Origin of the sequence: Bradyrhizobium guangzhouense (genome assembly GCF_004114955.1) — a bacterium.
GTDB classification, from domain to species: Bacteria; Pseudomonadota; Alphaproteobacteria; order Rhizobiales; family Xanthobacteraceae; genus Bradyrhizobium; species Bradyrhizobium guangzhouense.
This window is the reverse complement of sequence record NZ_CP030053.1, coordinates 146,365-168,325: the sequence shown is the minus strand read 5'-3', so window position 1 is coordinate 168,325 and position 21,961 is coordinate 146,365. Positions and strand designations below refer to the sequence as shown.

The 21,961-nt window shown below is 64.7% G+C and carries 21 protein-coding genes; 7 read left to right on the top strand and 14 right to left on the bottom strand.

Features of this window, described 5'->3' with window-relative positions; genetic code table 11:
• Window positions 1-12 precede the first annotated feature (12 nt).
• The 4 genes from XH91_RS00805 to XH91_RS00790 form a co-directional block, all read right to left on the bottom strand.
• The gene (locus tag XH91_RS00805) at window positions 13-753 is read right to left on the bottom strand and encodes a sulfate transporter family protein (RefSeq protein ID WP_128948826.1); all 741 of its coding nucleotides are present in this window, start codon (window positions 751-753) and stop codon (window positions 13-15) included.
• 84 nt (window positions 754-837) lie between these two features.
• The gene (locus tag XH91_RS00800; protein ID WP_128948825.1) at window positions 838-2,007 is read right to left on the bottom strand and encodes a phosphorylase family protein; all 1,170 of its coding nucleotides are present in this window, start codon (window positions 2,005-2,007) and stop codon (window positions 838-840) included.
• 291 nt (window positions 2,008-2,298) lie between these two features.
• The gene (locus tag XH91_RS00795; protein ID WP_164933571.1) at window positions 2,299-3,714 is read right to left on the bottom strand and encodes an MFS transporter; all 1,416 of its coding nucleotides are present in this window, start codon (window positions 3,712-3,714) and stop codon (window positions 2,299-2,301) included.
• 297 nt (window positions 3,715-4,011) lie between these two features.
• Window positions 4,012-4,944 carry a LysR family transcriptional regulator gene (locus XH91_RS00790; RefSeq protein ID WP_128948823.1) on the bottom strand — a complete coding sequence of 311 codons (933 nt, stop codon included), beginning with the start codon at window positions 4,942-4,944 and terminating at the stop codon, window positions 4,012-4,014.
• Between the two features lie 104 nt (window positions 4,945-5,048).
• Between XH91_RS00790 and XH91_RS00785 the strand changes: the two genes are divergently transcribed.
• Both XH91_RS00785 and XH91_RS00780 read left to right on the top strand, forming a co-directional pair.
• Window positions 5,049-6,224 carry a CoA transferase gene (locus XH91_RS00785; protein ID WP_128948822.1) on the top strand — a complete coding sequence of 392 codons (1,176 nt, stop codon included), beginning with the start codon at window positions 5,049-5,051 and terminating at the stop codon, window positions 6,222-6,224.
• Complete coding sequence (locus tag XH91_RS00780; RefSeq protein WP_128948821.1) at window positions 6,221-7,165, top strand: hydroxymethylglutaryl-CoA lyase; 945 nt, start codon at window positions 6,221-6,223, stop codon at window positions 7,163-7,165. Before XH91_RS00785 ends, XH91_RS00780 begins: the two co-directional genes overlap by 4 nt.
• Window positions 7,166-7,333: 168 nt before the next feature.
• Here the strand turns inward: XH91_RS00780 and nikR are convergent, their stop codons facing one another.
• The gene (gene nikR / locus XH91_RS00770; protein WP_128948820.1) at window positions 7,334-7,777 is read right to left on the bottom strand and encodes a nickel-responsive transcriptional regulator NikR; all 444 of its coding nucleotides are present in this window, start codon (window positions 7,775-7,777) and stop codon (window positions 7,334-7,336) included.
• 84 nt (window positions 7,778-7,861) lie between these two features.
• A complete protein-coding gene (locus tag XH91_RS00765; RefSeq protein WP_128948819.1) occupies window positions 7,862-10,309 on the bottom strand; it encodes a heavy metal translocating P-type ATPase in 2,448 nt (815 codons plus the stop codon).
• Window positions 10,310-10,359: 50 nt separating this feature from the next.
• On the opposite strand from XH91_RS00765, the gene XH91_RS00760 reads away from it, so the two are divergent.
• Window positions 10,360-10,635, top strand: a complete 276-nt coding sequence (locus XH91_RS00760; protein WP_007598521.1) for a metal-sensitive transcriptional regulator — start codon at window positions 10,360-10,362, stop codon at window positions 10,633-10,635.
• A 98-nt stretch (window positions 10,636-10,733) separates the two neighbouring features.
• Here XH91_RS00760 and XH91_RS00755 read toward each other — a convergent pair whose 3' ends face one another.
• The gene (locus XH91_RS00755) at window positions 10,734-11,675 is read right to left on the bottom strand and encodes a YiiX/YebB-like N1pC/P60 family cysteine hydrolase (RefSeq protein WP_128948818.1); all 942 of its coding nucleotides are present in this window, start codon (window positions 11,673-11,675) and stop codon (window positions 10,734-10,736) included.
• 189 nt (window positions 11,676-11,864) lie between these two features.
• Between XH91_RS00755 and XH91_RS00750 the strand changes: the two genes are divergently transcribed.
• Window positions 11,865-13,253, top strand: coding sequence for a flavin monoamine oxidase family protein (locus XH91_RS00750; RefSeq protein ID WP_128948817.1), 1,389 nt, complete (start codon window positions 11,865-11,867; stop codon window positions 13,251-13,253).
• Window positions 13,254-13,432: 179 nt separating this feature from the next.
• Here XH91_RS00750 and XH91_RS00745 read toward each other — a convergent pair whose 3' ends face one another.
• From XH91_RS00745 to pheS, 4 genes are all read right to left on the bottom strand, one after another.
• A complete protein-coding gene (locus tag XH91_RS00745; protein ID WP_128948816.1) occupies window positions 13,433-14,203 on the bottom strand; it encodes a sulfite exporter TauE/SafE family protein in 771 nt (256 codons plus the stop codon).
• 19 nt (window positions 14,204-14,222) lie between these two features.
• Window positions 14,223-16,631: a phenylalanine--tRNA ligase subunit beta gene (gene pheT / locus XH91_RS00740; RefSeq protein WP_128948815.1), complete on the bottom strand. Its 2,409-nt coding sequence runs from the start codon at window positions 16,629-16,631 to the stop codon at window positions 14,223-14,225.
• Window positions 16,628-17,074, bottom strand: coding sequence for an endonuclease domain-containing protein (locus XH91_RS00735; RefSeq protein WP_206733472.1), 447 nt, complete (start codon window positions 17,072-17,074; stop codon window positions 16,628-16,630). Before XH91_RS00735 ends, pheT begins: the two co-directional genes overlap by 4 nt.
• A gap of 215 nt (window positions 17,075-17,289) precedes the next feature.
• A complete protein-coding gene (gene pheS / locus XH91_RS00730; RefSeq protein WP_128948814.1) occupies window positions 17,290-18,372 on the bottom strand; it encodes a phenylalanine--tRNA ligase subunit alpha in 1,083 nt (360 codons plus the stop codon).
• 152 nt (window positions 18,373-18,524) lie between these two features.
• Between pheS and XH91_RS00725 the strand changes: the two genes are divergently transcribed.
• On the top strand, window positions 18,525-18,950 hold the full coding sequence (locus XH91_RS00725; protein WP_128948813.1) for a hypothetical protein: 426 nt from the start codon (window positions 18,525-18,527) through the stop codon (window positions 18,948-18,950).
• Window positions 18,951-18,982: 32 nt separating this feature from the next.
• On the opposite strand, the gene rplT is transcribed toward XH91_RS00725, so the two are convergent.
• Both rplT and rpmI read right to left on the bottom strand, forming a co-directional pair.
• Window positions 18,983-19,342, bottom strand: a complete 360-nt coding sequence (gene rplT, locus XH91_RS00720; RefSeq protein ID WP_092239381.1) for a 50S ribosomal protein L20 — start codon at window positions 19,340-19,342, stop codon at window positions 18,983-18,985.
• Between the two features lie 90 nt (window positions 19,343-19,432).
• Complete coding sequence (rpmI, locus tag XH91_RS00715) at window positions 19,433-19,633, bottom strand: 50S ribosomal protein L35 (protein ID WP_027535561.1); 201 nt, start codon at window positions 19,631-19,633, stop codon at window positions 19,433-19,435.
• 274 nt (window positions 19,634-19,907) lie between these two features.
• Here rpmI and XH91_RS00710 point away from each other — a divergent pair, with 274 nt between their 5' ends.
• Window positions 19,908-20,306, top strand: a complete 399-nt coding sequence (locus tag XH91_RS00710; protein ID WP_128948812.1) for a hypothetical protein — start codon at window positions 19,908-19,910, stop codon at window positions 20,304-20,306.
• A 64-nt stretch (window positions 20,307-20,370) separates the two neighbouring features.
• Here the strand turns inward: XH91_RS00710 and infC are convergent, their stop codons facing one another.
• Window positions 20,371-20,910 (bottom strand): translation initiation factor IF-3, encoded by a 540-nt coding sequence (gene infC, locus XH91_RS00705; protein ID WP_128954669.1) that lies wholly within the window; start codon window positions 20,908-20,910, stop codon window positions 20,371-20,373.
• 243 nt (window positions 20,911-21,153) lie between these two features.
• Here infC and XH91_RS00700 point away from each other — a divergent pair, with 243 nt between their 5' ends.
• Entirely contained in the window at window positions 21,154-21,954 is an 801-nt protein-coding gene (locus XH91_RS00700; protein ID WP_128948811.1) for an alpha/beta hydrolase, read from the top strand.
• Window positions 21,955-21,961: the final 7 nt, after the last annotated feature.

The window sequence follows — 21,961 nt, the reverse complement described above, 5'->3', positions numbered from 1 at the left end:
ACAGCTAACTACTCACCGCATTTGTCGCGCCGGCTCGATCAGCTCCGGACGCGGCCCTGATAGCCGCTTGTGCATGTGCACCATGAAGGCCATGCCGAAGATCGGCGTCGCCAGGTTCACGACCGGAATCGAAACGAAGGCGGCGATGAAGAGGCCGGCGGTGAAGATCGTCGCGGCGTTGTCGCGCCGCATCGCTTTCGCATCCTCCGGAGAACGGAAGCGCATCGCGGCTAGCTCGAAATATTCGCGGCCCAAGAGCCATGCGGCGGCGAGGAAGAAGATCAGGAAACCGGCGCCCGCCAGGAACACCAGCGGCAATGCGGCGAGATAGACCAGGATGGTCAGGAGCGCGGTCTTGATGCCTTCGAGCATCGCCTGGTTGAACGGCAATGCCGTGCCCGGCCGCTCGGCCGGATAATATTCGCGCTCGACGATGTCGGCGACGTCGTCGACGAAGAAGCTCGCCACCAGTGAAGTGATCGCCGGCATCAGGAACACACTGCCGAACACGACGCCGAAGCCGGCGGCAATCGAGATGATCCAGGCCAACACCTCCAGTGACGAGTGCCAGCCCGGCCCGAGCAAGCCTTCGAGCCAGACCTCGCCATAGGTGGCGAACCAGCTCAGCAGCCGCTGCAACCCGATCGCCAGCACGACGATGAGCACCAGCGCCAGCCCGATCGACCGCCACAGGATCGATCGCATCGGCGGCGACATCATTTGCGACAGCGCCTTCACGGCGGCATCCAGCATGGGAACCTCTCACGAAACTCTCCGCGAGAGGTAGACACCCCTGGCTGCTTCGGCAAGAGAGGCCGACTCTATCCCCGCCGCGACTTATGGCTCCGCCACGATGCTGGCCCAGCAGGTGATGGCGCTGCAGACCGTGCTCCAGCGACCAAAGCCCTTGTAGATCACGGCGGCGGCCTGTTCCTGCTGCTTCAAGGTGCCCTCCGCCTTGATCTGCGGATCGGAGACGTTGCGGATCGCCAGCCAGCGCGGCGCCTTGGCGCCCATGTCCTTGGCGACGAGGCCCAGGATGGCGTCGCCCATTTCGGAGACGTCGCCGAGCCCCTGGAGCTTGAAGTGATTGTCCGAGGTGTCGAAGCCGAAGAAATCGGTAGTCACCACCGACGACGACAGCTGGCTCGGCTTGACGACGAAGATCTTCGGCGGCCGCGTATTGGTCTTCGGCAGTTGCCCGGAATTGGCCTTGAACAAGGTCTTGGCCGCCGCGAATTTCGTCGTCTTGGCCGGCTTGCTGGAATAGTGCGCTAGCGCAAACGGCTGCTTCTTGAACTTCGAGAGGCAGTCGAAGCGTACGATCGGGCTGACGACGACGTCGCCGACCTCGACCTGCTTGCCGATGCCGCCGGCCGTGCCCGTGGTGATGACGAGCGTGGGCTTGACCTCGGTGATGATCTGGCGCCAGACGTCGATGTTCGGCAGCTGCGGGCCGTCCTGCGACATGTGCGAGTCGGATTTGAAGACCACGACCTTCTTCTTGCCGATCATCGTGGTCCAGAACGCGCCGAGCCGCTTCAGCTCCTTGGCAGGGCAGCCGTTGCGCATTTTCTTCGAGATGGTCGCGTAATTGTGCGTGTAAGGCACGTAGTCATTGCGCGAGTCCTTGCCCGTCGTCAGCACGCGGCTGGTCGCGTGGCCTTCGTCGACGGTCCAGGTCACGACCAGCACGTCGGCGCGCGGCAGCGGCCCCTTGCCGTTGCCCGGCTTCGGCCCGGTCTTCGGCGCCAGCCCCTTCGGCCAGGGAATGTCGGTGAAGCGCGACAGCCCGGTCGAGGTCGAGAAGGCCATGAACTCGCGGCCTTCGGTCCCTTCGGAATCGAAGTCGATGATCTCGCGCTGGAAGTCCTCGGGCGCGACCTTCGCGGTCTTCTTCACCGCGGCATTCGCGACGCTCTTGACCACGAAGGTCTCGCCCGGCGGCGGTGTGTCGATCGGATCAAACCCGAGATTTTTCTCAACCCATTTGCGGTCAGCAGGCATGTGTTGGTCTCCGCCAATTGATTTTGACAAACGTATTTCATTGGTCGGCCGAGCCGGCCGACGGTTGCAATCTTAGATCGAAAACATGATCACAGAATGGTCTGGGCTATTGACCAATTCCATGCCGATGTGGGGCGTGCAGAGCGATGGCCTGCCAAACCAGAGTGGTTCTGAAAAAAATAGTTCGGTATCCGAAGAAATTCTCGGACGAGATTACACCTATAGTTGAATTCCGGCAATCTGTCTTCCGGTCACAAACCGCGGAGGAGCGGCGTGACGGTGTGGCCGGAGCTACACCGTGTCCAGCGCCTTGCCGCGCACGTTGGGGCCGAACAGCGCCATGGTGATCACAACGATCAGCATCGCCACGGTGATCAGACCGAACACGCCGATGACACCGGCCTCCTTCAGCATGTAGGCGACGATGAAGCCCGAGAAGGTCGCGGAGAGGCGGCTCATGGAATAGACGAGGCCGGAGGCCCGCGCCCGGATCTGGGTCGGAAACACCTCAGTCTGATAGGCGTGATAGGCGTAGGACATCGTCGTGTTGCAGGCCGTCAGCAACACGCCGCAGACGATCAGGAGTGCCGGCAGGGTCAGTTGCGCGAACGCCAGGCCGAAGATGATGATGGCGATGCAGGCGCCGGCAATGATCCAGCGGCGTTCGAATCTGTCGGCGAAGCTCGCGGCGAGCAGCGGCGCGATCGGATAGGCGAAGGCGACGATGAAGGAATATTGCAGGCTCTTGGTGACGGTGATGCCCTTCTCCACCAGCAGCGTCGGCACCCAATTGGCAAAGCCATAGAAGCCGAAGGCCTGGCAGAGGTTGAACACCATGAACAACACCACGAGCGAGAGATAGGGCGGCCGGAACAAATCGGCGAAGGCGACGCGCACGGCCGTCTGCGAGGCTGGCCGCGCAAGCGAAGCTGAAGGTCCCGGCGCCGCGACGCCGCCTCTGGCTTCGAGCGCTGCGAGAATTCGAAGAGCCTCCCCGGTGCGGCCGTGGCGCGCCAGCCAGAGCGGGCTTTCGGGCAGGAACAGGCGCAGCACCCAGACGATCATGCTGGCGGCGGCGCCAATCAGCACCACCCAGCGCCAGCCATCGACGCCGTAGGGCGCGAGCGGCACCAGCCACCAGGCCAGGAAGGCGACGACGGGCACGGCGATGAACATGATCGCCTGGTTCACCGCGAAGGCGCGCCCGCGCATCCGGCTCGGCACCAGCTCGGTGATGTAGGCATCGATGGTGATGACCTCGATGCCGATGCCGATGCCGGCGAGGAAGCGCCAGAACAGCAGGCCACCAGACGAGGTCTGGCACGCCATGATCACCGACGCCGCGCTATAGCCAAGCAGCGCATAGGTGAAGATCGCGCGCCGGCCGAACCGATCGGCGAGGAAGCCGAGGAAGAAGGTGCCGACGAACAGGCCGGCAAAGGTTGCGGCGACGAAGGCGCCGATGCCGGAGAAGCCGAAGAAGGCCTGCGTCGTCGTGCTTAGCAATCCGCTGCGGGCCAGACCGGGCGCAACATAGCCGGTCAGGAACAGATCGTAGATCTCGAAGCAGCCGCCGAGCGAGAGCAGGATGACGAGCTTCCAGACATGGCCCGTCGCCGGCATCGCCTCGAGCCGCCGCGAGATCTCGTCCGGACCTGAAGGTGCAGCGCCGAGCTCAAGGTCCGTGTCGATGCCGACAACGCTCATGACGTCCTCCCGAGGCGCGCTCGACGCGCGCGGTTCCCGGCGGCTCATCTCTGGGGTTTTTCGGTAAGCTCTGCCGGACCGCGCCATGTTGGCGGGTCGGAAGCGGAAATCCAGAAGAACATATCGATGGGAGCGTTCGAGATTTTCGAAGGGGGCCTTTCTTCGCCTCTCCTCCGCGGGCGGGTGAGGAGGACTCTCCGCGAATCCGACCGGCTGCTTGTAATTTGGAGCGTCTATCCGCGCGCAATGACGGGGAAAGAGCGCCGGATTCAACTCTCATCATCGCCGCGGAGGCGGCTACCCCACTAGCTCCGCCTGCCAGCCTCCCTCGCGCACCTGTTCGGCGATCAGCGCCAGCATCAAGCGCCGCATCTCCTCCATCGCGTAGGTCATCGGCCGGTTGCGCAGGCGGCAGAGATAGAGCGTGCGGGTCAGCTTCGGATCGATCACCCGGCGCGCGACGAGGCGGCCGGCGGCGAGCTCCTCCCGCGCGAACAGCTTTGTCGCGATGGTGCAGCCGAGCCCCTCGACCAGCGCACCGGTCATGCCCGTGATCGAGTTGGCGTGCAGGATCGCGCCGCCCTCCAGCCGCTTGAGCAGCACGGGATCATCCAGCAGCGCGCGCGAGGACAGGCCGAGGCCGTAACGCAGCAGGATCAGCGGCAGCCGGCTCAGCTCCTCGAAGCGGATCGGAGCCTTCGACTTGCCGACCAGCTTGGGAATGCCGACCAGGAACATCTCTTCTTCCAGCACGGCTTCCGTGATCAGCTCCTTCTCCGACGGCGGGTTATAGACCAGTGCAAGATCGACGTTGGAAATCATCAGGTGCATCAGAGTCGCGCCCGACAGGCTCTCGGTGAGCGACAGCTTCAGCTTGGGATATCTGGTCAGCACCGTGCGCATCAGCTCGACGCCGATCGCCTTGACACCGGAATTGGCCATGCCGATCGAGATCTCGCCGGCAATGACGCGCGCGCCTTCGCGCACCTCGGTCTCGGCTTCGGCCATCGCGCGCAGGATGATGCGGGCATGCTCGTAGAGCCGTTCGCCGGCCGCAGTCGGATCCATCCCGCGCGACTTGCGCTCGAACAGCGGCGTTGCGAATTCGGCCTCCAGATTCGAGATATGATGGCTGAGCGCGGACTGCGCGACGTTCACCTGGTCCGCCGCGCGCGACAGGTTCCGCTGCTCGTAGACGGCGATGAAATAGCGGAGCTGGCGCGAATCCATGGTGGTTCAGCGTTCTAGAACTGCGAAGGCAACCTTCGACAGATTATATTTTTCAGAAGGCTTGTGAAGGCCTAGTCTCTTAGACGAACGAACAGGAGTGCCGCATGACTGACGCCGGATTGCCGCTCGAAGGCGTGCGGGTTGTCGAGATGACCCACATGGTGATGGGCCCGACCTGCGGCATGATCCTCGCGCAGTTAGGGGCCGAAGTGATCAAGGTCGAGCCGCCAGCCGGCGACAAGACCCGCTCCCTCGGTGGCATGGGCACGGCGTTCTTCCCGCTGTTCAATCGCGGCAAGCGCAGCGTCGTGCTGGACTTCGCTATCCCAGGGGATCGCGACACCATGCACCGGCTGCTTGAGACGGCCGATGTATTCCTGGAGAATTTTCGCGATGGGCAGCTCGAGAAGCAGGGGTTGGGCGCCGAGGAATTGCGCCGCGCTCATCCACATCTGATCGTTGCCGGCCACAAGGGCTTTCTGTCCGGCCCCTACGAGCATCGCCCGGCGCTCGACGAGGTCGTGCAGATGATGTCGGGCCTTGCCGCGATGACCGGCACGAAGGAGAAGCCGCAGCGCGTCGGCTCGTCCGCCAACGACATCATGGGCGGCATGTTCGGCGTGATCGCGATTCTCGCCGCGCTGTATCAGAAGCGCGGCGGCAAGCGCGACGGCGCCGGCATCCGCATCGGCCTGTTCGAGAACTGCCTGTTTCTGGTCGCCCAGCACATGGTCGAGTATGAAATGACCGGCAACAAGCCGCGCTCGATGCCGGAGCGCGAGCATGCCTGGCCGATCTACGACATTTTTGACGCCGCCGGCGACGGGCGCATCTTCATCGGCGTCGTCACCGAGGGCCACTGGCAAGCGTTCTGCCGCGAGTTCGGCTTGAGCGAGTTTCTCGACGATCCGAGCCTGCGCACCACCACCGAGCGCATTCTGGCGCGGCCACGGATCCTTCCGCGCGTGGCCGAGATCATCCGGCAGCAGGACGTGGCGGAGCTGTCGCGAAAGCTCGATGCGCTCAACATCTGCTTCTCGCCGATCAACCGGCCTGAGGATCTCCTCACCGATCCGCACGTGTTGCGGCCCGGCGGGCTCGTCACCAACGTCACCGCGGACGGCAAGCCGTTCCACGTGCCGACACTGCCGCTCGAATGGAACGGCAGCCATTTTGGCGAAGGCCTGAAGGTCGCGCCGCTCGGCGCCGACACATCCGCCGTCCGCGCCGAACTCGACAACAACGATGCAACGTCAAAAGCCGCTGGGAGGCGCGCATGAGCCGGATCGAGACCATTTACCCCGCGGACCGCGTTGCCTTGCGCGAAGTCGGCCTGCGCGACGGGCTCCAGCTCGTCAAAAAGTTTCCGTCGACCGACGCCAAGCAGCGCTGGGTGCGCGAGGAATATGCCGCCGGCGTCAGGCATTTCGAAGTCGGCTCGTTCCTGCCGGCAAAAACCTTTCCGCAATTCGTCGACGTTCGTGATGTCGTTGGAACGGTGGCGAGCTTGCCGGGCGCACACGGCATCGCGCTGGCGCTCAACGAGCGTGGGGTCAACGAGGCGCTGGAATCGGGCGTCGGCGAGATCGCCTCGGTGGTTTCGGCCACCGAGGAGCACAGCCAGGCCAACGCACACCGTTCGCGCGAGTCCGCGATCGCCAACATCAAGCGCCTCTGCGAGCTGCGCGACGCCAGCGCCCAAAAGCCGCTGGTGAATGCCGCGATCTCGATGGCGCTGGGTTGCTCGATCACGGGCGCGGTCGATCCCAAGGAGGTGCTGCGCCTCGTCGACAAATGCCTGGAAGCCGGCGTCGATTTCGTCGCGATCGCCGATACCGTCGGTTATGCCGGGCCCAAACAAGTCGGTGAGATGTCGCGCGCCGCGGTGAAGCTCGCCGGCTCGAGGCCGATCTGCATTCATCTCCACGACACCCGCGGCATGGGCATCGCCAACGCCGCCGCCGCGCTCGACGAAGGCGTCCGCATCCTCGACGGCTCGCTCGGCGGCCTCGGCGGCTGCCCCTTCGCACCGGGGGCGACCGGCAATGTCGTATTCGAGGACCTGGTGTTTCTGTGCGAGAGCAAGGGCTTTGCGACCGGGATCGATCTCGACAAGCTGATAGCCGTGCGCAAGATTCTGCGTGACGAGATGCCGAATGAGCAGCTCTATGGCGGCATGGCGAGGGCCGGGTTGCCGGGTGGGAACGCCAGAGCGGCGTGATCTTGTAGCGTCAAAATGCAACTCTCGTGTCCCGGACGCGGCGCGGCATGAAATGACGCGACGCAGAGCCGGGACCCAGATGTTTGCACCTGCGGTGAGATGGGCCCCAGCTCTGCAGCGCACCGCTGAAGAAGCGCTGCGCTGCGTCCGGGGCACGAGCGCTTGGGCTCACTCATGCCGATGCCCGTGCTTCCGCAGCTTCGGCCTGCCGTCGCCCGTCGGAATCATCACCACGCGCCCGTAACGCACGCCACGCTCCGCAATGATGTGATCGGCAAAGTGCCTGACCTCGGCAGCATCCCCCTTCAGCGCCGTCATCTCCATGCAATTGGAGTCGTCGAGATGGACGTGCAGGGTCGCCAGTGCGAGGTCGTGGTGGCCGTGGAATTCCTGCACCAGCCGCTTTGAGAGATCGCGCGCGGCGTGGTCGTAGACATAGACGAGCCCGGCGACGCAGGGCCCGGCCTGTGCAGTGTCCTCGCTCGATTGCTGCAGCCCGGCGCGGGTGAGATCGCGGATGATCTCGCTGCGGTTCTGATAGCCGCGGGCTTCCGCCGCGGCATCGATCTCTGCCAGAAGATCGTCCTCGATCGTGATCGTAATCCGCTGCATCAGGTCCTCTCCGCGGGGTGCCGCCAGGTTCGCCGAATCGTAGCCCGGATTTCGCGAAGCGCAATCCGGGCTACGCACACTCACTCACAGCCGCGTTGCGCGCAGCCGCAGGGCGTTGCCGACCACGCTCACCGAGGACAGTGCCATCGCCGCCGCCGCGATGATCGGCGACAGCAGCACGCCGAAGGCGGGATAGAGGATCCCCGCGGCGATCGGGATGCCGGCGGCATTGTAGATGAAGGCGAAGAACAGGTTTTGCCGGATATTGCTCATGGTCGCTTGCGACAGTTTTCGCGCCCGGACGATGCCGGTGAGGTCGCCCTTGAGCAGCGTGACGCCGGCGCTTTCCATCGCCACATCTGTGCCGGTGCCCATGGCGATGCCGACTTCGGCGGCCGCCAACGCCGGCGCATCGTTGACGCCGTCGCCGGCCATCGCGACGCTGCGCCCGGCCTTTTGCAGCTTGGTGACCACCGCGCTCTTCTGGTCCGGCAGCACCTCGGCTTCGACGTCGGCAATACCGAGCCGCCGCGCCACCGCTTCCGCCGTGGTGCGGTTGTCGCCGGTCAGCATGATCACCTTGATGCCCTCGGCCGCGAGCGCCTTCAGCGCTTCCGGGGTTGAAGCCTTGACCGGATCGGCGATGGCGAACAGGCCGGCGAGCTTGCCGTCGATAGCCATGTTGATGACGGTGGCGCCGTCGCCGCGCAGGCGTTCGGCCTCGGCATCGAGCACTGTCGTGTCGATGCCGATCGACGACAAATATCTTGCGTTACCGAGCACGATGCTCTTGCCATCGACCTTGCCCGTCGCACCCTTGCCCGTCGGCGAATCGAACTCTTCGACTTGGCCGAGCGCAAGCTGCTTCTCCTTCGCCGCACGCATGATCGCATCGGCGAGCGGATGCTCGCTGGCGCGCTCGACGCTGGCCGCAAGCCCCAGGATGTCATTTTCGGCAAAACCTGATGCCGGCGCGATCGCGACCAGCTTGGGCTTGCCCTCGGTCAGCGTGCCCGTCTTGTCGACCACCAGCGTGTCGATTTTCTCCATGCGCTCCAGCGCTTCGGCGTTCTTGATCAGCACGCCGGCTTGCGCGCCGCGGCCGACGCCGACCATGATCGACATCGGGGTCGCCAGGCCCAGGGCGCAGGGACAGGCGATGATCAGCACGCTGACGGCGGCGACGAGACCAAAGGCCAGTCGCGGCTCCGGCCCGAACCAGGCCCACGCCACGAACGCGGCGATGGCGACGGCGATCACCGTCGGCACGAACCAGCCCGCGACCTGGTCGGCCAACCGCTGGATCGGGGCGCGCGAGCGCTGCGCGTCCGCAACCATCTGCACGATCTGCGACAGCAAGGTATCGCGCCCGACCTTGTCGGCGCGCATGATGAAGCTTCCCGACTGGTTCAGCGTGCCTGATATCACCCTGGCGCCAGTCTCCTTGGTGACGGGCATGGATTCGCCTGTGACAAGGGACTCATCGAGCGACGAGCGTCCTTCCAGGATCACGCCGTCGACCGGCACTTTCTCGCCGGGACGAACGCGCAGGCGATCGCCCGCATGGAGCGCATCGATCTCGACCTCATGCTCGCTGCCGTCAGCATCGACGCGCCGTGCGGTTTTCGGCGCGAGCTGCAGCAGCGCCTTGATCGCGCCCGAGGTCGCATCGCGGGCGCGCAGCTCCAGAACCTGGCCGAGCAGGACCAGAACGGTGATGACGGCAGCGGCTTCGAAATAGACGGCGACCGCGCCTTCATGGCCGCGGAATGTGTCAGGGAAAATCTGTGGCGCCAGGGTGCCGAGCAGGCTGTAGACATAGGCTACGCCCGTGCCCATCGCGATCAGCGTGAACATGTTGAGATTGCGCGTCAGCAGGGATTGCCAGCCGCGGACGAAGAACGGCCAGCCGGCCCAGAGCACGACGGGCGTGGCGAACACCAGCTGGATCCAGTTCGACAGTGTCGGATCAATCCAGTTGTGCGGACCGGCGAGATGGCCGCCCATCTCCAGCACCACGGGCGGCAGCGCCAGTGCGCCGCCGATCCAGAAGCGCCGTGTCATGTCGGCGAGCTCCGGATTGGGTCCGGTCTCGAGACTCGCAACCTCCGGCTCCAGCGCCATGCCGCAAATCGGGCAGCTGCCGGGGCCGACCTGACGGATCTCGGGATGCATCGGACAGGTGTAGATGGTGCCTTCAGGCATCTCCGGCGCGGCCGCCTTGTCCTTGATGAGATATTTGGCGGGATCGGCGGCGAATTTGGTGCGGCAGCCGGCCGAGCAGAAATGGAAGGTCTCGCCGTGATGTTCGAAACGGTGCTTCGAGGTCGCGGGATCGACGCGCATGCCGCAGACGGGGTCGAGGACCTCGGCTGTGGCGCCGCCGTGTTCATGATGATGGGCGTGATCGCCATGTCCGCCGCAACATGACGAGGCCGCGGGCTTGGGAGCAGGCGCGGCAGTCTTGGCGGAACAGCCGCAGCCGGACTGCGGTTCCCCGTCGTGATGATGCTCGTGCTTTGCGTCGCTCATTGCTTCACTCCGGCCTTGTAACCTATACCCGGTAGGGGTATATAGACGCCATGCGCAAGGACATCAAGGCATCCGTCGGAAAACGTCTCGGCCGGATCGAGGGCCAGGTTCGCGGCCTGTCGAAAATGGTAGAGGAAGACCGCTACTGCATCGACATCGTGACGCAGATCTCGGCGGTGCGCGCCGCGCTGCGCCGGGTCGAGGAAGAGGTCCTGAAGGATCACGTCGCGCATTGCGTCGAGCACGCGATTGCGAGCGGCGACAAAGCGGATCAGCGCGAGAAGATCGCAGAGCTGATGGCGGTGATCGGGCGGGCGGAGCGGTAGGGCGCGTAACGATGGTGGCGAAGGCAAACTTGGGCCACATCTCCAGCGTCGTCCCGGCCTAGTGCGCAATTGCGCACGGGGGGCGGGACGACAGTTGTTTATGCCGCTCTTTCGCGAGCTAGCCTGCGCCGCCGCGGGCGATACGCGGCGATTCTCTTCAGCAGCGAGACATGCTGCTCGCTCACTTGCTCAGTCGAAGCCGGCGCTTCTTCGTCAGCCGCTTCAGGAACGAGCGGCGGCGCACTGACCGTTTCTGGAAACACACCGAACGAGCCCGCTACCTCCTCGAGCGGCTTTTGCTTGTCGGCCCAGTGCAGGGCTGTGTAGTCGAAGCCGTGCACGATGGTGGGTTTGACGACTTCGAAATAGGGCGAGATGTCGAAGTCGCGGGGCATATAGAGCGAGGAATCGCGGATGTGCAGGATCTCGCGGCGGGCGGCGCGGCTGCCGGCCTTGGTGATCTTGGGCAGGATCGGATAGCGCACGGCGTCGAACGCCTGCGCGATCAGCGCCGAGCAGATGATCTTGGTCGGATCGCCCGAGCCGAGCGCGATCATGCGCCGTCGCCAGCGCTGCGGCACCGGCAGCGGGAACAGGAAACGCATCAGATCGAGGATGTTCTTGGTGTCGTAACCGAAGCCGATGCGGTTGATCGCGTAACGGCAGACCGTGTTGCGGTCCTCGTAGGACAGCCCGACCGGACGGCAGAGGCGGGTATGATAGGGGAAATATTTCGACAACGGCGCGGAGGTGACGCCCTCGCCGATATTGGCCTCGATCAGCACATGAGGCTCGCCGTCGGGCTCGACCGCACCTTCGACCGGGCCGACATAGAGCGCGGCATGCGACCAGGTCGACTGCGTCAGATATTTGATGATGCCGGAGATCCGGTTGTTGCCCTCGACCAGCATGACGTCGCCGGGCTGGATGACGCCGCGCAGATGCTCGGGGTCGCTGGGTGTGAACGGCTCATAGCCCGGCACCTCTTTCGAGAGGTACGCGGCTATCACCTTTCCGACTGAATCTAGGACCGTCCCCATGAACTCCCCCGGGGGCCTTTCTGGCCGTCTTTTTTTACATCTGTATCATGGTCGAAACCTGTTGCAATTCGGTTCATGGCTCTGTGAGTTCAAGCACGATTGATTCACCATGATGGTTGCTGCGCAACATCAGATGCGGCAAGGTTCGCAGCCTGTTCCCGTTCGCCGCAAGTCTCCGGAAACCATGACATGACAATCACGCGCCGCAGCTTCCTATCGGCGTCGGCGGCCTTTTTGTCCGCGCCGGTCCTGCGGGCCGCGGCAGCGCCCCTGCCGCGCGAGGCCGACATCGTCGTGATTGGCGCCGGCGCGGCCGGCATCGCTGCGGCGCGGCGCATCATGGCGGCCAATCGCAGGGTCGTGGTGGTGGAGGCGGCATCGCAGATTGGCGGACGCTGCATCACGGATAGTTCCACCTTCGACGCGCCGTTCGATCGCGGCGCGCGCTGGATGCATAATCCGGACACCAATCCGATGATCCGGCTCGCGCGCAGCGCCGGGCTTGATGTCTCGCCGGCACCGTCGGGCCAGAAGATGCGCATCGGCCGCCGCAATGCGCGCGCGGGCGAGACCGAGGAGTTTCTGGCGGCGCTGGTGCGCGCCAACAGGGCCATCGACGAGGCCGCGCGCGGCAAGCTCGACACGTCATGCGCGTCGGTGCTGCCGAAGGATCTCGGCGACTGGGCGGGCGCGACGGAGTTCGTGCTCGGCGCGAGCTTTGCCGGCAAGGATCTGAAGGAGCTGTCCGCGATCGACAAGGCGCGCGCGCAGGACCGCAATGCCCCGATCGCCTGTCGCCAGGGCTTGGGCACCCTGATCGCCAAGCTCGGTGAGCAGGTGCCGACAGTGCTTTCGACGCCGGCCAGCCGGATTGTCTGGAGCAATCGCGATGTCAGCGTGGAGACGCAAGCCGGCAAGATCGCCGCGCGCGCCGCCATCATCACGGTTTCGTCCAATGTGCTGATGTCGGGTGCGATCAAATTCGCGCCTGATATCCCCAAGCGCACGCTGGATGCGGCATCGAAACTCACGCTCGGCAGCTACGATCACATCGTGGTGCAATTGCCGGGCAATCCGCTCGGGCTGTCGCGCGACGACACCCTGATCGAGCAGAGCAACTCGACGCGCACCGCGCTGATGTACGCCAATATCGGCGGATCCTCGCTATGCTCGATCGACATCGGCGGCTCGTTCGGTCGCGATCTCTCGGCGCAGGGCGAGAGCGCCATGACGGCCTTTGCGAAGGAGTGGATCGCAAAGCTGTTCGGCAGCGAGGCGGCGGCGGCCGTGCAGAAGACGGCCGCGACGCGCTGGAACGCTTCGCCCCATGTCATGGGGGCGATGTCGGCGTCCTCGCCTGGCGGGCAGCTTTCGCGCAGGATCTTGACCGAGCCGATCGGCAATCTGTTCCTCGCCGGCGAAGCCACGCATGAGACGCTGTGGGGCACCGTCGATGGCGCCTGGGACAGCGGCGAGCGCGCCGCGGATGCCGCGCTCCGCAAGATCGGCGCGCTGAAAGACGAGCCGGCCGAAGTGCCGACGCAATCGACCAAGAAGCGCCGCGCGCCGCGGCGGTAGGGCAGAAGCAATCAAGCCGCAACGACCCCTGCCGTCGTCCCGGACAAGCGCGCCCTTAGGCGCGCGCAGATTCGGGACCCATACGCCGCAGCAATCGTTCTGCGAAGATTCGGCGTTACCAGCTCGTCCCCACAACCACTCCCTGGGGTTACGGGTCCCGGCCTTCGCCGGGACGACGGCTAGCGCAGCACGCTGTCCAGTACCGGCAGCCCTGTGATCACCGCGATCGCGATCAGCGCGTAGCAGATCCTGCGAAACACCACCTCACTCGCGCGGCCGAACAGCGAGGCACCGAACGCAACGCCGATCGCGTAGACCGGGCCGACGATCAGCGACAGCGCCAGCGATTCGCGCGAGATCAGGCCTGATGTGGCATAGCTGACCATCGAGAAGAAATCCGAGGCGCCGAAGAACAGCAGGATATTGGCGCGCGCGACGATCGGTGCGATGGGGCGACCGAGCCAGTAGCCGACGATCGGCGGGCCGCCGGTTTGCGCCAATCCGCTGCAAAAGCCGGAAAGGCCGCCGATACCGACCGAGAGCCAGGCGTGGTCCTTGCCGCGGTAGCGCCAGCCTGACAGCAGCAGAAGGAGCAGCGCGGCGACGAAGCAGGAGATGATCCAGCGCGTGGTGACGGGCTCGAGCACGCTGAGAAAATAAGTGCCGAGGGGGACGCCGACCAGTGCGCCGAGCACGATCACGGCGGTCGCCTTGCGATCCGCCTTCCGCCAGGCGTCAGGCAGCAACGGCGCGGCGGCAACGAAGTCGATGACGAGGAGAAGCGCGGCCACAAGCCGCGGGGCCGCGACGCTGCTCGCGAGCGGCATGAAGATCAGCGCCGAGCCGAAACCCGAGAAGCCGCGCGCAGTGCCCGAAACGAAAGCGATGGCGCAGAGCGCCATCGCGATGGTGAGGCTGACGTCCTTGGGAAGGAAGTCGGTGATACTCATGCCCTGTCGTTCCAGGGCATCACGCCCTCAGTGTGCCGCCGGTCTTCTTCGTGACCTCCGCCACGATCTTCGCGGCCACGGCCTCGATCTCCTGGTCGGTCAGAGTCTTCTCGCGCGGCTGGATCGTCACCGCGATGCCGACAGACTTCTTGCCGTCGTCGATGCCCTTGCCCTCATAGACGTCGAACACGACCACGCCGGTGATCAGCTTCTTGTCGACGCCTTGGGCGGCGCGGACGATGTCGCCGGCCTTCACGTTGCGGTCGACGATGAAAGCGAAGTCGCGCGACACAGGCTGGAAGGCCGAGAGCTCGATCAGGGGCTTGGCGCGGGTCGGCTTCTTCTTGGCTTCCGGAATGCGGTCGAGGATCACTTCGAACACGACCAGCGGGCCGTCGGCGCCGAGCGCTTCCAGCGCGCGGGGGTGCATCTCCCCGAAATATCCGAGCACGTTCTGCGGCCCGATCTGGATCGTGCCGGAGCGGCCCGGATGCAGCCAGGCGGGACCACCGGCGACGATCTGCAGTGCCTGTATCGGTGCGCCGGCCGCCGCCAGCACCGCGAGCGCATCGGCCTTGGCGTCGAACACATCGGCCTGATCAGAGCCCGACCAGTGCCGTCCCAGCCCTTCCGATGACGCAAGGCCGCGGCGCACGCCGCTCGCCGCCATGAACTGATCCTGCGGACGATCGCCTCTGAAGACCTGGCCGACCTCGAACAGCACGACGTCGCCATAGCCGCGATCGGCATTGGCCTGCGCAGCCGCGACCAGACCCGGCAGCAGGCTCGGCCGCATGTCGGAGAGATCTACGGCGATTGGGTTGGCGACTTCGAGCTCGCGCTGGCCGCCGCCGAACAATTGTGCCGCGGCCTTCGTGATGAACGACCACGTCACTGCTTCGGTCATGCCACGGCTCGCCAGCGCGCGACGCGCGCGGCGGGTGCGCAGCTGCAGCGGCGTCAACACCGATTTGCGCGCATCCTCACCGCGCTCGAACGGCGTCATCGGCACCTTGTCGACGCCGTAGATGCGGACGACTTCCTCGACGATGTCGGCCTTGCCATGCACGTCGGAGCGCCATGAGGGCACCGCGACCTTCACGACCGGGCCGGGGCCCGCCATCATGAAGCCGAGATGGGTCAGGATGCGCTTCATCTCCGGCATCGGCACCTCGATGCCGGAAAGCCGCTTCACCTCGGTGACGGGGAAATCGATGATGCGGTCATCGCCGAAAGCCTTGCCGACCACGACGTTCTCGGACGGCGTGCCGCCGCACAGCTCCATCACCAGCTTGGTGGCGAGCTCGAGGCCGGGGACCATGAAAGCCGGATCGACGCCGCGCTCGAAGCGGTAGCGCGCATCGGAATTGATGCTGAGCTTGCGGCCGGTCTGGGCGATGTTGATCTCGTTCCACAGCGCCGATTCGATCAGCACGTCGGTGGTGTTCTCGTCGCAGCCCGAGGCCTCGCCGCCCATGATGCCGGCGAGCGATTCGACCCCGTGCTCGTCGGCGATGACGCAGATCGAGGGATCGAGGTTGTAGGTGCGGCCGTCGAGCGCGAGCAGCGTCTCGCCCGCGCGAGCGTGGCGCACCACGAGATTGCCCTTCACTTTCTTGGCGTCGAACACGTGCAGCGGGCGCGCGCGGTCGTACGTCATGAAGTTGGTGATGTCGACCAGCGCGTTGATCGGACGCAGACCGATCGCCGTCAACCGCTTCTGCAGCCATTCCGGCGACGGGCCGTTCTTGACGCCGCGCACGAGGCGCAGTGCAAAGCCCGGGCACAGCTTGGCGTCCTCGACGGTCACCTTCACGGGGCAGGGGAATTCGCCCTTGATCGGCTTGATGCCGGGATCCCTGAACTTGCCCATGTCGGCGGCGGCGAGATCGCGCGCGATGCCGTGCACGCCGGTGCAGTCCTGCCGGTTCGGGGTCAGATTGATCTCGACCACGGGATCGCCGAGCGCGGCCCATTCGGCGTAGCCAGCGCCGATGGGCGCATCCGCCGGCAATTCCATGATGCCGTCATGGTCGTTGGAGATCTGCAATTCGGCCGCCGAGCACAGCATGCCGCGGCTCTCGACGCCTCTGATGGTGCCGACGCCCAATGTGATGTCCTTGCCGGGAATGTAGGTTCCGGGCGGCGAGAACACGCTGACGAGCCCGGCGCGCGCATTCGGCGCCCCGCACACCACCTGCACCGGCGCGCCACCGTCGCCGGTGTCGACCATGCAGACACGCAGGCGGTCGGCATTGGGGTGCTGCTCGGCCGAGATCACCTTCGCAATGGTGAACGGCTTCAGCGCCTTCGCCTTGTCCTCGATGTTCTCGACCTCGAGCCCGATCATGGTGAGCTTGTCGGCAAGCTTTTCCAGCGGCTCGTCGGTCTCGAGATGATCCTTCAGCCAGGAGAGGGTGAATTTCATGGCTGCTTTTTCTCCACGGAGACGGTCTGCTCCCTCTCCCGCCTGCGGGGGAGGGCTGGGGTGGGGGCTCTCTCCGCGATGGTAGTCGCGATTGTTTCGAGAACGCCGGCACGGTTGGTCATGACGTCGAGATTGCTGAAGCGAAGTACCTTGAAGCCCTTCGCTTCGATCGCGGCCGAGCGGCGCGCGTCCGCGCGCTCGCCTGCATCAGAGAAGTGTTGGCCGCCATCGAGCTCGATGACGAGCTTGGCCGCGTGGCAGATGAAGTCCGCGACGTAGCGCTCGATGGGCACCTGGCGGCGGAAGCTCGTCCCATTCAATCGGCCGGCGCGGAGTTCTGACCAGAGAATACGTTCTGCGTCGGTCGAGTCCCGTCTGAGCGCGCGCGCATTGGCCCGCAGCTTGGCCGGCACTTTCCAGTCCGGATGATCTGGATCGACCATTGGCAACCCCATCGAGGAAACACCCTCTCCCCAACCCTCCCCCGCTGGCGGGGGAGGGAGTTCGACCTGTCGTGCGGCCGGAGAATACGTATCCATGAGATAGCCGCGACGCGCACACTCTATCCGTCCCCTCCCCCGCTTGCGGGGGAGGGTCAGGGAGAGGGCTCTTTCCGCGGAGGGAACAAAGAGAGTCACCGTATGTTCGAAAGCGAGCGTCACGAGCTCAGCCCTCCCGCGAGCGTCGGCACTTCGAGCGGCTTGAAGCCGTAATGGCTCAGCCAGCGGACGTCGCTGTCGAACAGTTGGCGCAGATCGGCGATGCCGTATTTCAGCATGGCGATGCGGTCGATGCCCATGCCCCAGGCAAAGCCCTGGTACTCATCGGGATCGATGCCGCAGGCGCGCAGCACGTTCGGGTGCACCATGCCGCAGCCGAGAATCTCGAGCCAGTCCTCGCCCTCGCCGAAGCGGATCTCGCCCTTGTCACGGCGGCACTGGATATCGACTTCCAGCGACGGTTCGGTGAACGGGAAGAACGACGGGCGGAAACGCATGTTGATGTGGTCGACCTCGAAGAACGCCTTGCAGAACTCGTGCAGGATCCATTTGAGGTGACCGAGATGCGAATGCTTGTCGATGACGAGGCCTTCGACCTGGTGGAATTGCGGCGTGTGGGTCGCATCAGAATCGATGCGATAGGTGCGGCCCGGGCAGATCACGCGGATCGGCGGCTTCTGGCTCAGCATGGTGCGCACCTGCACCGGCGAGGTGTGGGTCCGCAGCAGCATGCGCGAGCCGTCCTCCTTCGGATGGAAGAAGAACGTGTCGTGCATCTCGCGCGCCGGATGGCCTTCCGGGAAATTCAGCTTGGTGAAGTTGTAGTCGTCGGTCTCGATGTCAGGGCCTTCGGCGACCGAGAAACCCATGTCGGCGAAGATCGTGGTCAACTCGTCCCAGACCTGGCTCAGCGGATGGATGCGGCCGGCATCAGTCGCAGCATCGCGCAACGGCAGCGTGACGTCGACCGTCTCGGACGCGAGCCGCGCGTCGAGTGCCGCCGACTTCAACACGTCGCGCCGTGCGGCGAGCGCTTCGGTGATCTTGTCCTTGGCCTGGTTGATCGCGGCGCCTTGCGTCTTGCGCTCGTCGGGCGACATCTTGCCGAGCGTGGCGAGCAGCGCCGAGATCGAACCCTTCTTGCCGAGGGAGGCGACGCGCACGGCTTCGAGCGCGGCTTCGTCACCGGCGGCGGCGATCTGGTCGAGGATGGAAGTTTCGAGCGTTGCGAGGTCGGACACTGTCAAATCCTTGGCTCTAAATTCGGCTGGGTTGTCGCCGCCCGAAGGGCGTAACGTCAAGCAAAAAGCCGGTCATTTCGGCTTCTCGAGCGGCTGGGTTGAACCTCGCGCGGGGGCCGGGCACCAAGACTGGATACGAGGAGACCTTTGCGATGCTTTCGAAATGCCGCCCTGCTGCTTCTCTTGCCGTCCTGGCCATCGTCCTGTCGGTCGCCGCCACGCCTGTGCGTGCCATGGTCTGCATGGACACATCCATGACGCTGGACGAGGTCGTGGGCGCCATCAGCGCGCAGAAGGGCTGCGAAAGCGCGATGAAGGTCTTCAGGGATTGCGAACTGACCGCGAGCGGCGATGTCCAGCTCGGGGCCGCCGTCGAAAAGAAATGCGAGGCGGACTTCAAGCCCGGCCTCAGTGCCGCGCAGACACGGGCCTACAAGCGCGAGATGCACGCATGCGACATCAAGTACCGGAACAAGTCCGGCACCATGTATCTCTCGTTCACGGCATTCTGCCGGGCGGAGGTCGCCCAGCGATACTCCGAGCGCGCGCTGAAGGCTGCGGGCCAGAAGGCCCGCTAGCACTGGCCCGATCAGGCCGCGAGAGCGGCCTTTTAGGCGGCTAGCGCAGCTTTGGCCTTCTCGGCAATCAGCTGGAACGACGCGGGCTCGTGGATCGCGAGATCCGACAGCACCTTGCGGTCCACGGTGATGCCCGACTTGGCGAGACCGTCGATAAATCGGCTGTAGGTCAGGCCGAACGGACGGACCGCCGCGTTGAGACGCTGGATCCACAGCGCGCGGAAGGTGCGCTTCTTACGCTTGCGGTCGCGGAAGGCGTATTGCTGGGCCTTCTCCACGGCCGGCTTGGCGGCGCGGATGGTGTTCTTGCGGCGGCCGTAGAAGCCCTTGGCGGCCTTGTAGACTTTCTTGTGCTTGGCGTGGGCGGTCACACCGCGTTTGACGCGAGACATGACGAATATCCTTCAGAGATGACTTTGTTTTCGGATCGCCGCGAAAGCCGCGGCGGAGATGGCAATGATCTTCGACGTCCTTGGACGCGATCAGGCGTTCGGCAAGAAGTACTTCTTGACGTTGTCGCCGTCGGTCTTGAACAGCACGCTGGTGCCGCGGAGCTGACGGATCTGCTTCTTCGTCCGCTTGATCATGCCGTGACGCTTGCCACGATGGGCGAACATCACTTTACCGGTGGCAGTCACCTTGAAGCGCTTTTTAGCGCCCGATTTGGTCTTCAGCTTGGGCATTTGGCTCTCCTAATGGCCAGCGAAATCCGCCCGCGAAGGCGGCCTGGCCGTCAAAAATGCTCGTTAGAGCGTTGATTGTGCTCAGGTTTTAGCGAACAAGCGCAAAACCCGCACGAAACACCGCCACGGCAGCCCTAAATCAGCCGGGCGATGAAGGCCGGGCTTATGACAGACAACGGGCGAATTGGCAACGATGAACCGGTGAAACCTGGCCGCCGACTATTCGGGGTTGATACCCTCATGTCCAAGCCGCATCGCCCGGAGCAGGACCAAAATGGCCCATTTTTCCCAATCGATTTTGTCTGGTTTCACCCGCCCGCGTCACCTTGCACTGTTCGCCGTGCTCGCCGCGGCCGCTGTCCCATCGAGCGCCGATGCCCGTATGGGCGGTTATGACGGCGTCTGGAATGTCACCTTCGCCACCACCCGCGGCGCCTGCAGCTCGGGCTACAGCGTGCCCTTCACCGTCACGGGCAACCGGGTGTCGTCCGCCGGCGGCGGCCGGGTCTCCGGTACCGTCAATCGCGGCGGCGCCGTCGCGGTCCAGGTGTCGGTCGGCGCCTCCCACGCCAGCGGCGGCGGACGGCTCGCCGGCGCAGCCGGGGCTGGCTCGTGGAAGGGCATCATCTCGGGCGACCAGTGCAGCGGGACCTGGCAGGCGACCAGGAGCTGAAAACAAAACGGCCCGCCGGAAATCCGGACGGGCCGTTGAAATTTCGGCGGCGACGGGGCCGGCCTCAGCGCGGCGCCAGCACCATGACGACCTGACGGCCTTCGAAACGCGCGTCCTGCTCGACCTTGGCGAGCTCGGCGACGTCGGTCTTGATCTTGTCCAGCAGCTTGGTGCCGATCTCCTGGTGCGCCATTTCGCGGCCGCGATAGCGCAGGGTGATCTTGACCTTGTCGCCCTCTTCGAAGAACCGCAGCATCGCGCGCATCTTCACGTCGTAATCGTGATCGTCGATCATCGGGCGGAGCTTGATCTCCTTGATCTCGACGGTCTTCTGCCGCTTGCGGGCTTCGGCGGCTTTCTTCTGGGCGGAATACTTATACTTCCCGTAGTCCATGATCTTGCAGACGGGAGGGCTGGTATTCGGCGAAATCTCGACGAGATCCATGCCGGCTTCCTGGGCCATCTTGATGGCAAGCATCGTCTCGACCGTGCCTTTGTTGTCACCGGTCTGATCGATCAGCTGGATCTGCGCATTGCGAATATCATCATTGATGCGCGGCCCGTCTTTGGCGGCTGGGGCCGGGGCTCTATTGGGACGGCGAATGGGTGGTTCTCCAAAGTTGTGAAAGGAAGCGGCTATTTTGTAGGAAGATGCTGATGCCGGCAAGCAAGTCGCCCGTGCGAGAGCGAAAAACCCTCAAATGCGAGGCATTTTGGTCACGCCCGTCGGCACGGTGCTCGACATAGACACCTTGCCTCTGTTCCGCAAGCGTCCCAAAGGGACAATGCCAAGATAGGGTTGCCGGCGCCTCAGGGCCTCAAACCGTACAACAAGAGTAAACGTTCCATGATTTCAGCAATTCCCGATGCCGCGCTCGATTTCATCAATGTTGGCGAGGGTTCGTCGGCGCGCCGGATCGCGGTGCGCCATCGCGCCGGGCAAGCGTCTGGTCAGGGGCCGGGCGTCGTCTGGCTCGGCGGCTTCAAATCGGACATGCAGGGCGGCAAGGCGGTGGCGCTGGATGGCTGGGCCGGCGAGCATGGCCGCGCCGCCGTGAGGTTCGACTATTCCGGTCATGGCGAATCCAGCGGCGATTTCGCGCAGGGAACCATCGGCAGCTGGCTCGAGGACAGCGTCGCCGTGTTCGAGCGCTTCTGCACCGGTCCGCAAATCCTGATCGGCTCCTCCATGGGCGGCTGGATGGCGCTGCTGCTCGCGCGCGAGATCAAGAAGCGTTCCGGCAAGGCCTCGCTGGCGGGCCTCGTGCTGATCGCGCCGGCGCCCGACTTCACGGAAGAGCTGATGTGGAAGAACTTTTCGCCCGAGGTGAAGCGAGAGATCGAGACCAAGGGCTTTTGGCTCAGACCATCCGAATATGGCGACGGCACGCCCTATCCGATCACGCGCAAGCTGATCGAGGAGGGACGCAACCACCTCGTGCTCGGCAGCGCCATCGATCTCGGCTGTCCCGTCCGCATCCTGCAAGGCGCGCGGGATCCCGATGTGCCGTGGCAGCACGCCTTCGCGCTGACGCATCGCCTGCCGGCCGACGATGTCGTGCTCACCCTGATCCAGGACGGCGATCACCGCCTCTCCCGCCCTCAAGACATCGCGCGCATTCTTGCCGCCGTGGCGGAGATCGGATGAAGTTGTC

Coding starts and splice junctions, on each gene's coding strand:
- XH91_RS00805 (WP_128948826.1), bottom strand. CDS start 753: ATGCTGGATGCCGCCGTGAAGGCGCTGTCGCAAATGATGTCGCCGCCG.
- XH91_RS00800 (WP_128948825.1), bottom strand. CDS start 2,007: ATGCCTGCTGACCGCAAATGGGTTGAGAAAAATCTCGGGTTTGATCCG.
- XH91_RS00795 (WP_164933571.1), bottom strand. CDS start 3,714: ATGAGCGTTGTCGGCATCGACACGGACCTTGAGCTCGGCGCTGCACCT.
- XH91_RS00790 (WP_128948823.1), bottom strand. CDS start 4,944: ATGGATTCGCGCCAGCTCCGCTATTTCATCGCCGTCTACGAGCAGCGG.
- XH91_RS00785 (WP_128948822.1), top strand. CDS start 5,049: ATGACTGACGCCGGATTGCCGCTCGAAGGCGTGCGGGTTGTCGAGATG.
- XH91_RS00780 (WP_128948821.1), top strand. CDS start 6,221: ATGAGCCGGATCGAGACCATTTACCCCGCGGACCGCGTTGCCTTGCGC.
- nikR (WP_128948820.1), bottom strand. CDS start 7,777: ATGCAGCGGATTACGATCACGATCGAGGACGATCTTCTGGCAGAGATC.
- XH91_RS00765 (WP_128948819.1), bottom strand. CDS start 10,309: ATGAGCGACGCAAAGCACGAGCATCATCACGACGGGGAACCGCAGTCC.
- XH91_RS00760 (WP_007598521.1), top strand. CDS start 10,360: ATGCGCAAGGACATCAAGGCATCCGTCGGAAAACGTCTCGGCCGGATC.
- XH91_RS00755 (WP_128948818.1), bottom strand. CDS start 11,675: ATGGGGACGGTCCTAGATTCAGTCGGAAAGGTGATAGCCGCGTACCTC.
- XH91_RS00750 (WP_128948817.1), top strand. CDS start 11,865: ATGACAATCACGCGCCGCAGCTTCCTATCGGCGTCGGCGGCCTTTTTG.
- XH91_RS00745 (WP_128948816.1), bottom strand. CDS start 14,203: ATGAGTATCACCGACTTCCTTCCCAAGGACGTCAGCCTCACCATCGCG.
- pheT (WP_128948815.1), bottom strand. CDS start 16,631: ATGAAATTCACCCTCTCCTGGCTGAAGGATCATCTCGAGACCGACGAG.
- XH91_RS00735 (WP_206733472.1), bottom strand. CDS start 17,074: ATGGTCGATCCAGATCATCCGGACTGGAAAGTGCCGGCCAAGCTGCGG.
- XH91_RS00725 (WP_128948813.1), top strand. CDS start 18,525: ATGCTTTCGAAATGCCGCCCTGCTGCTTCTCTTGCCGTCCTGGCCATC.
- rplT (WP_092239381.1), bottom strand. CDS start 19,342: ATGTCTCGCGTCAAACGCGGTGTGACCGCCCACGCCAAGCACAAGAAA.
- rpmI (WP_027535561.1), bottom strand. CDS start 19,633: ATGCCCAAGCTGAAGACCAAATCGGGCGCTAAAAAGCGCTTCAAGGTG.
- XH91_RS00710 (WP_128948812.1), top strand. CDS start 19,908: ATGGCCCATTTTTCCCAATCGATTTTGTCTGGTTTCACCCGCCCGCGT.
- XH91_RS00700 (WP_128948811.1), top strand. CDS start 21,154: ATGATTTCAGCAATTCCCGATGCCGCGCTCGATTTCATCAATGTTGGC.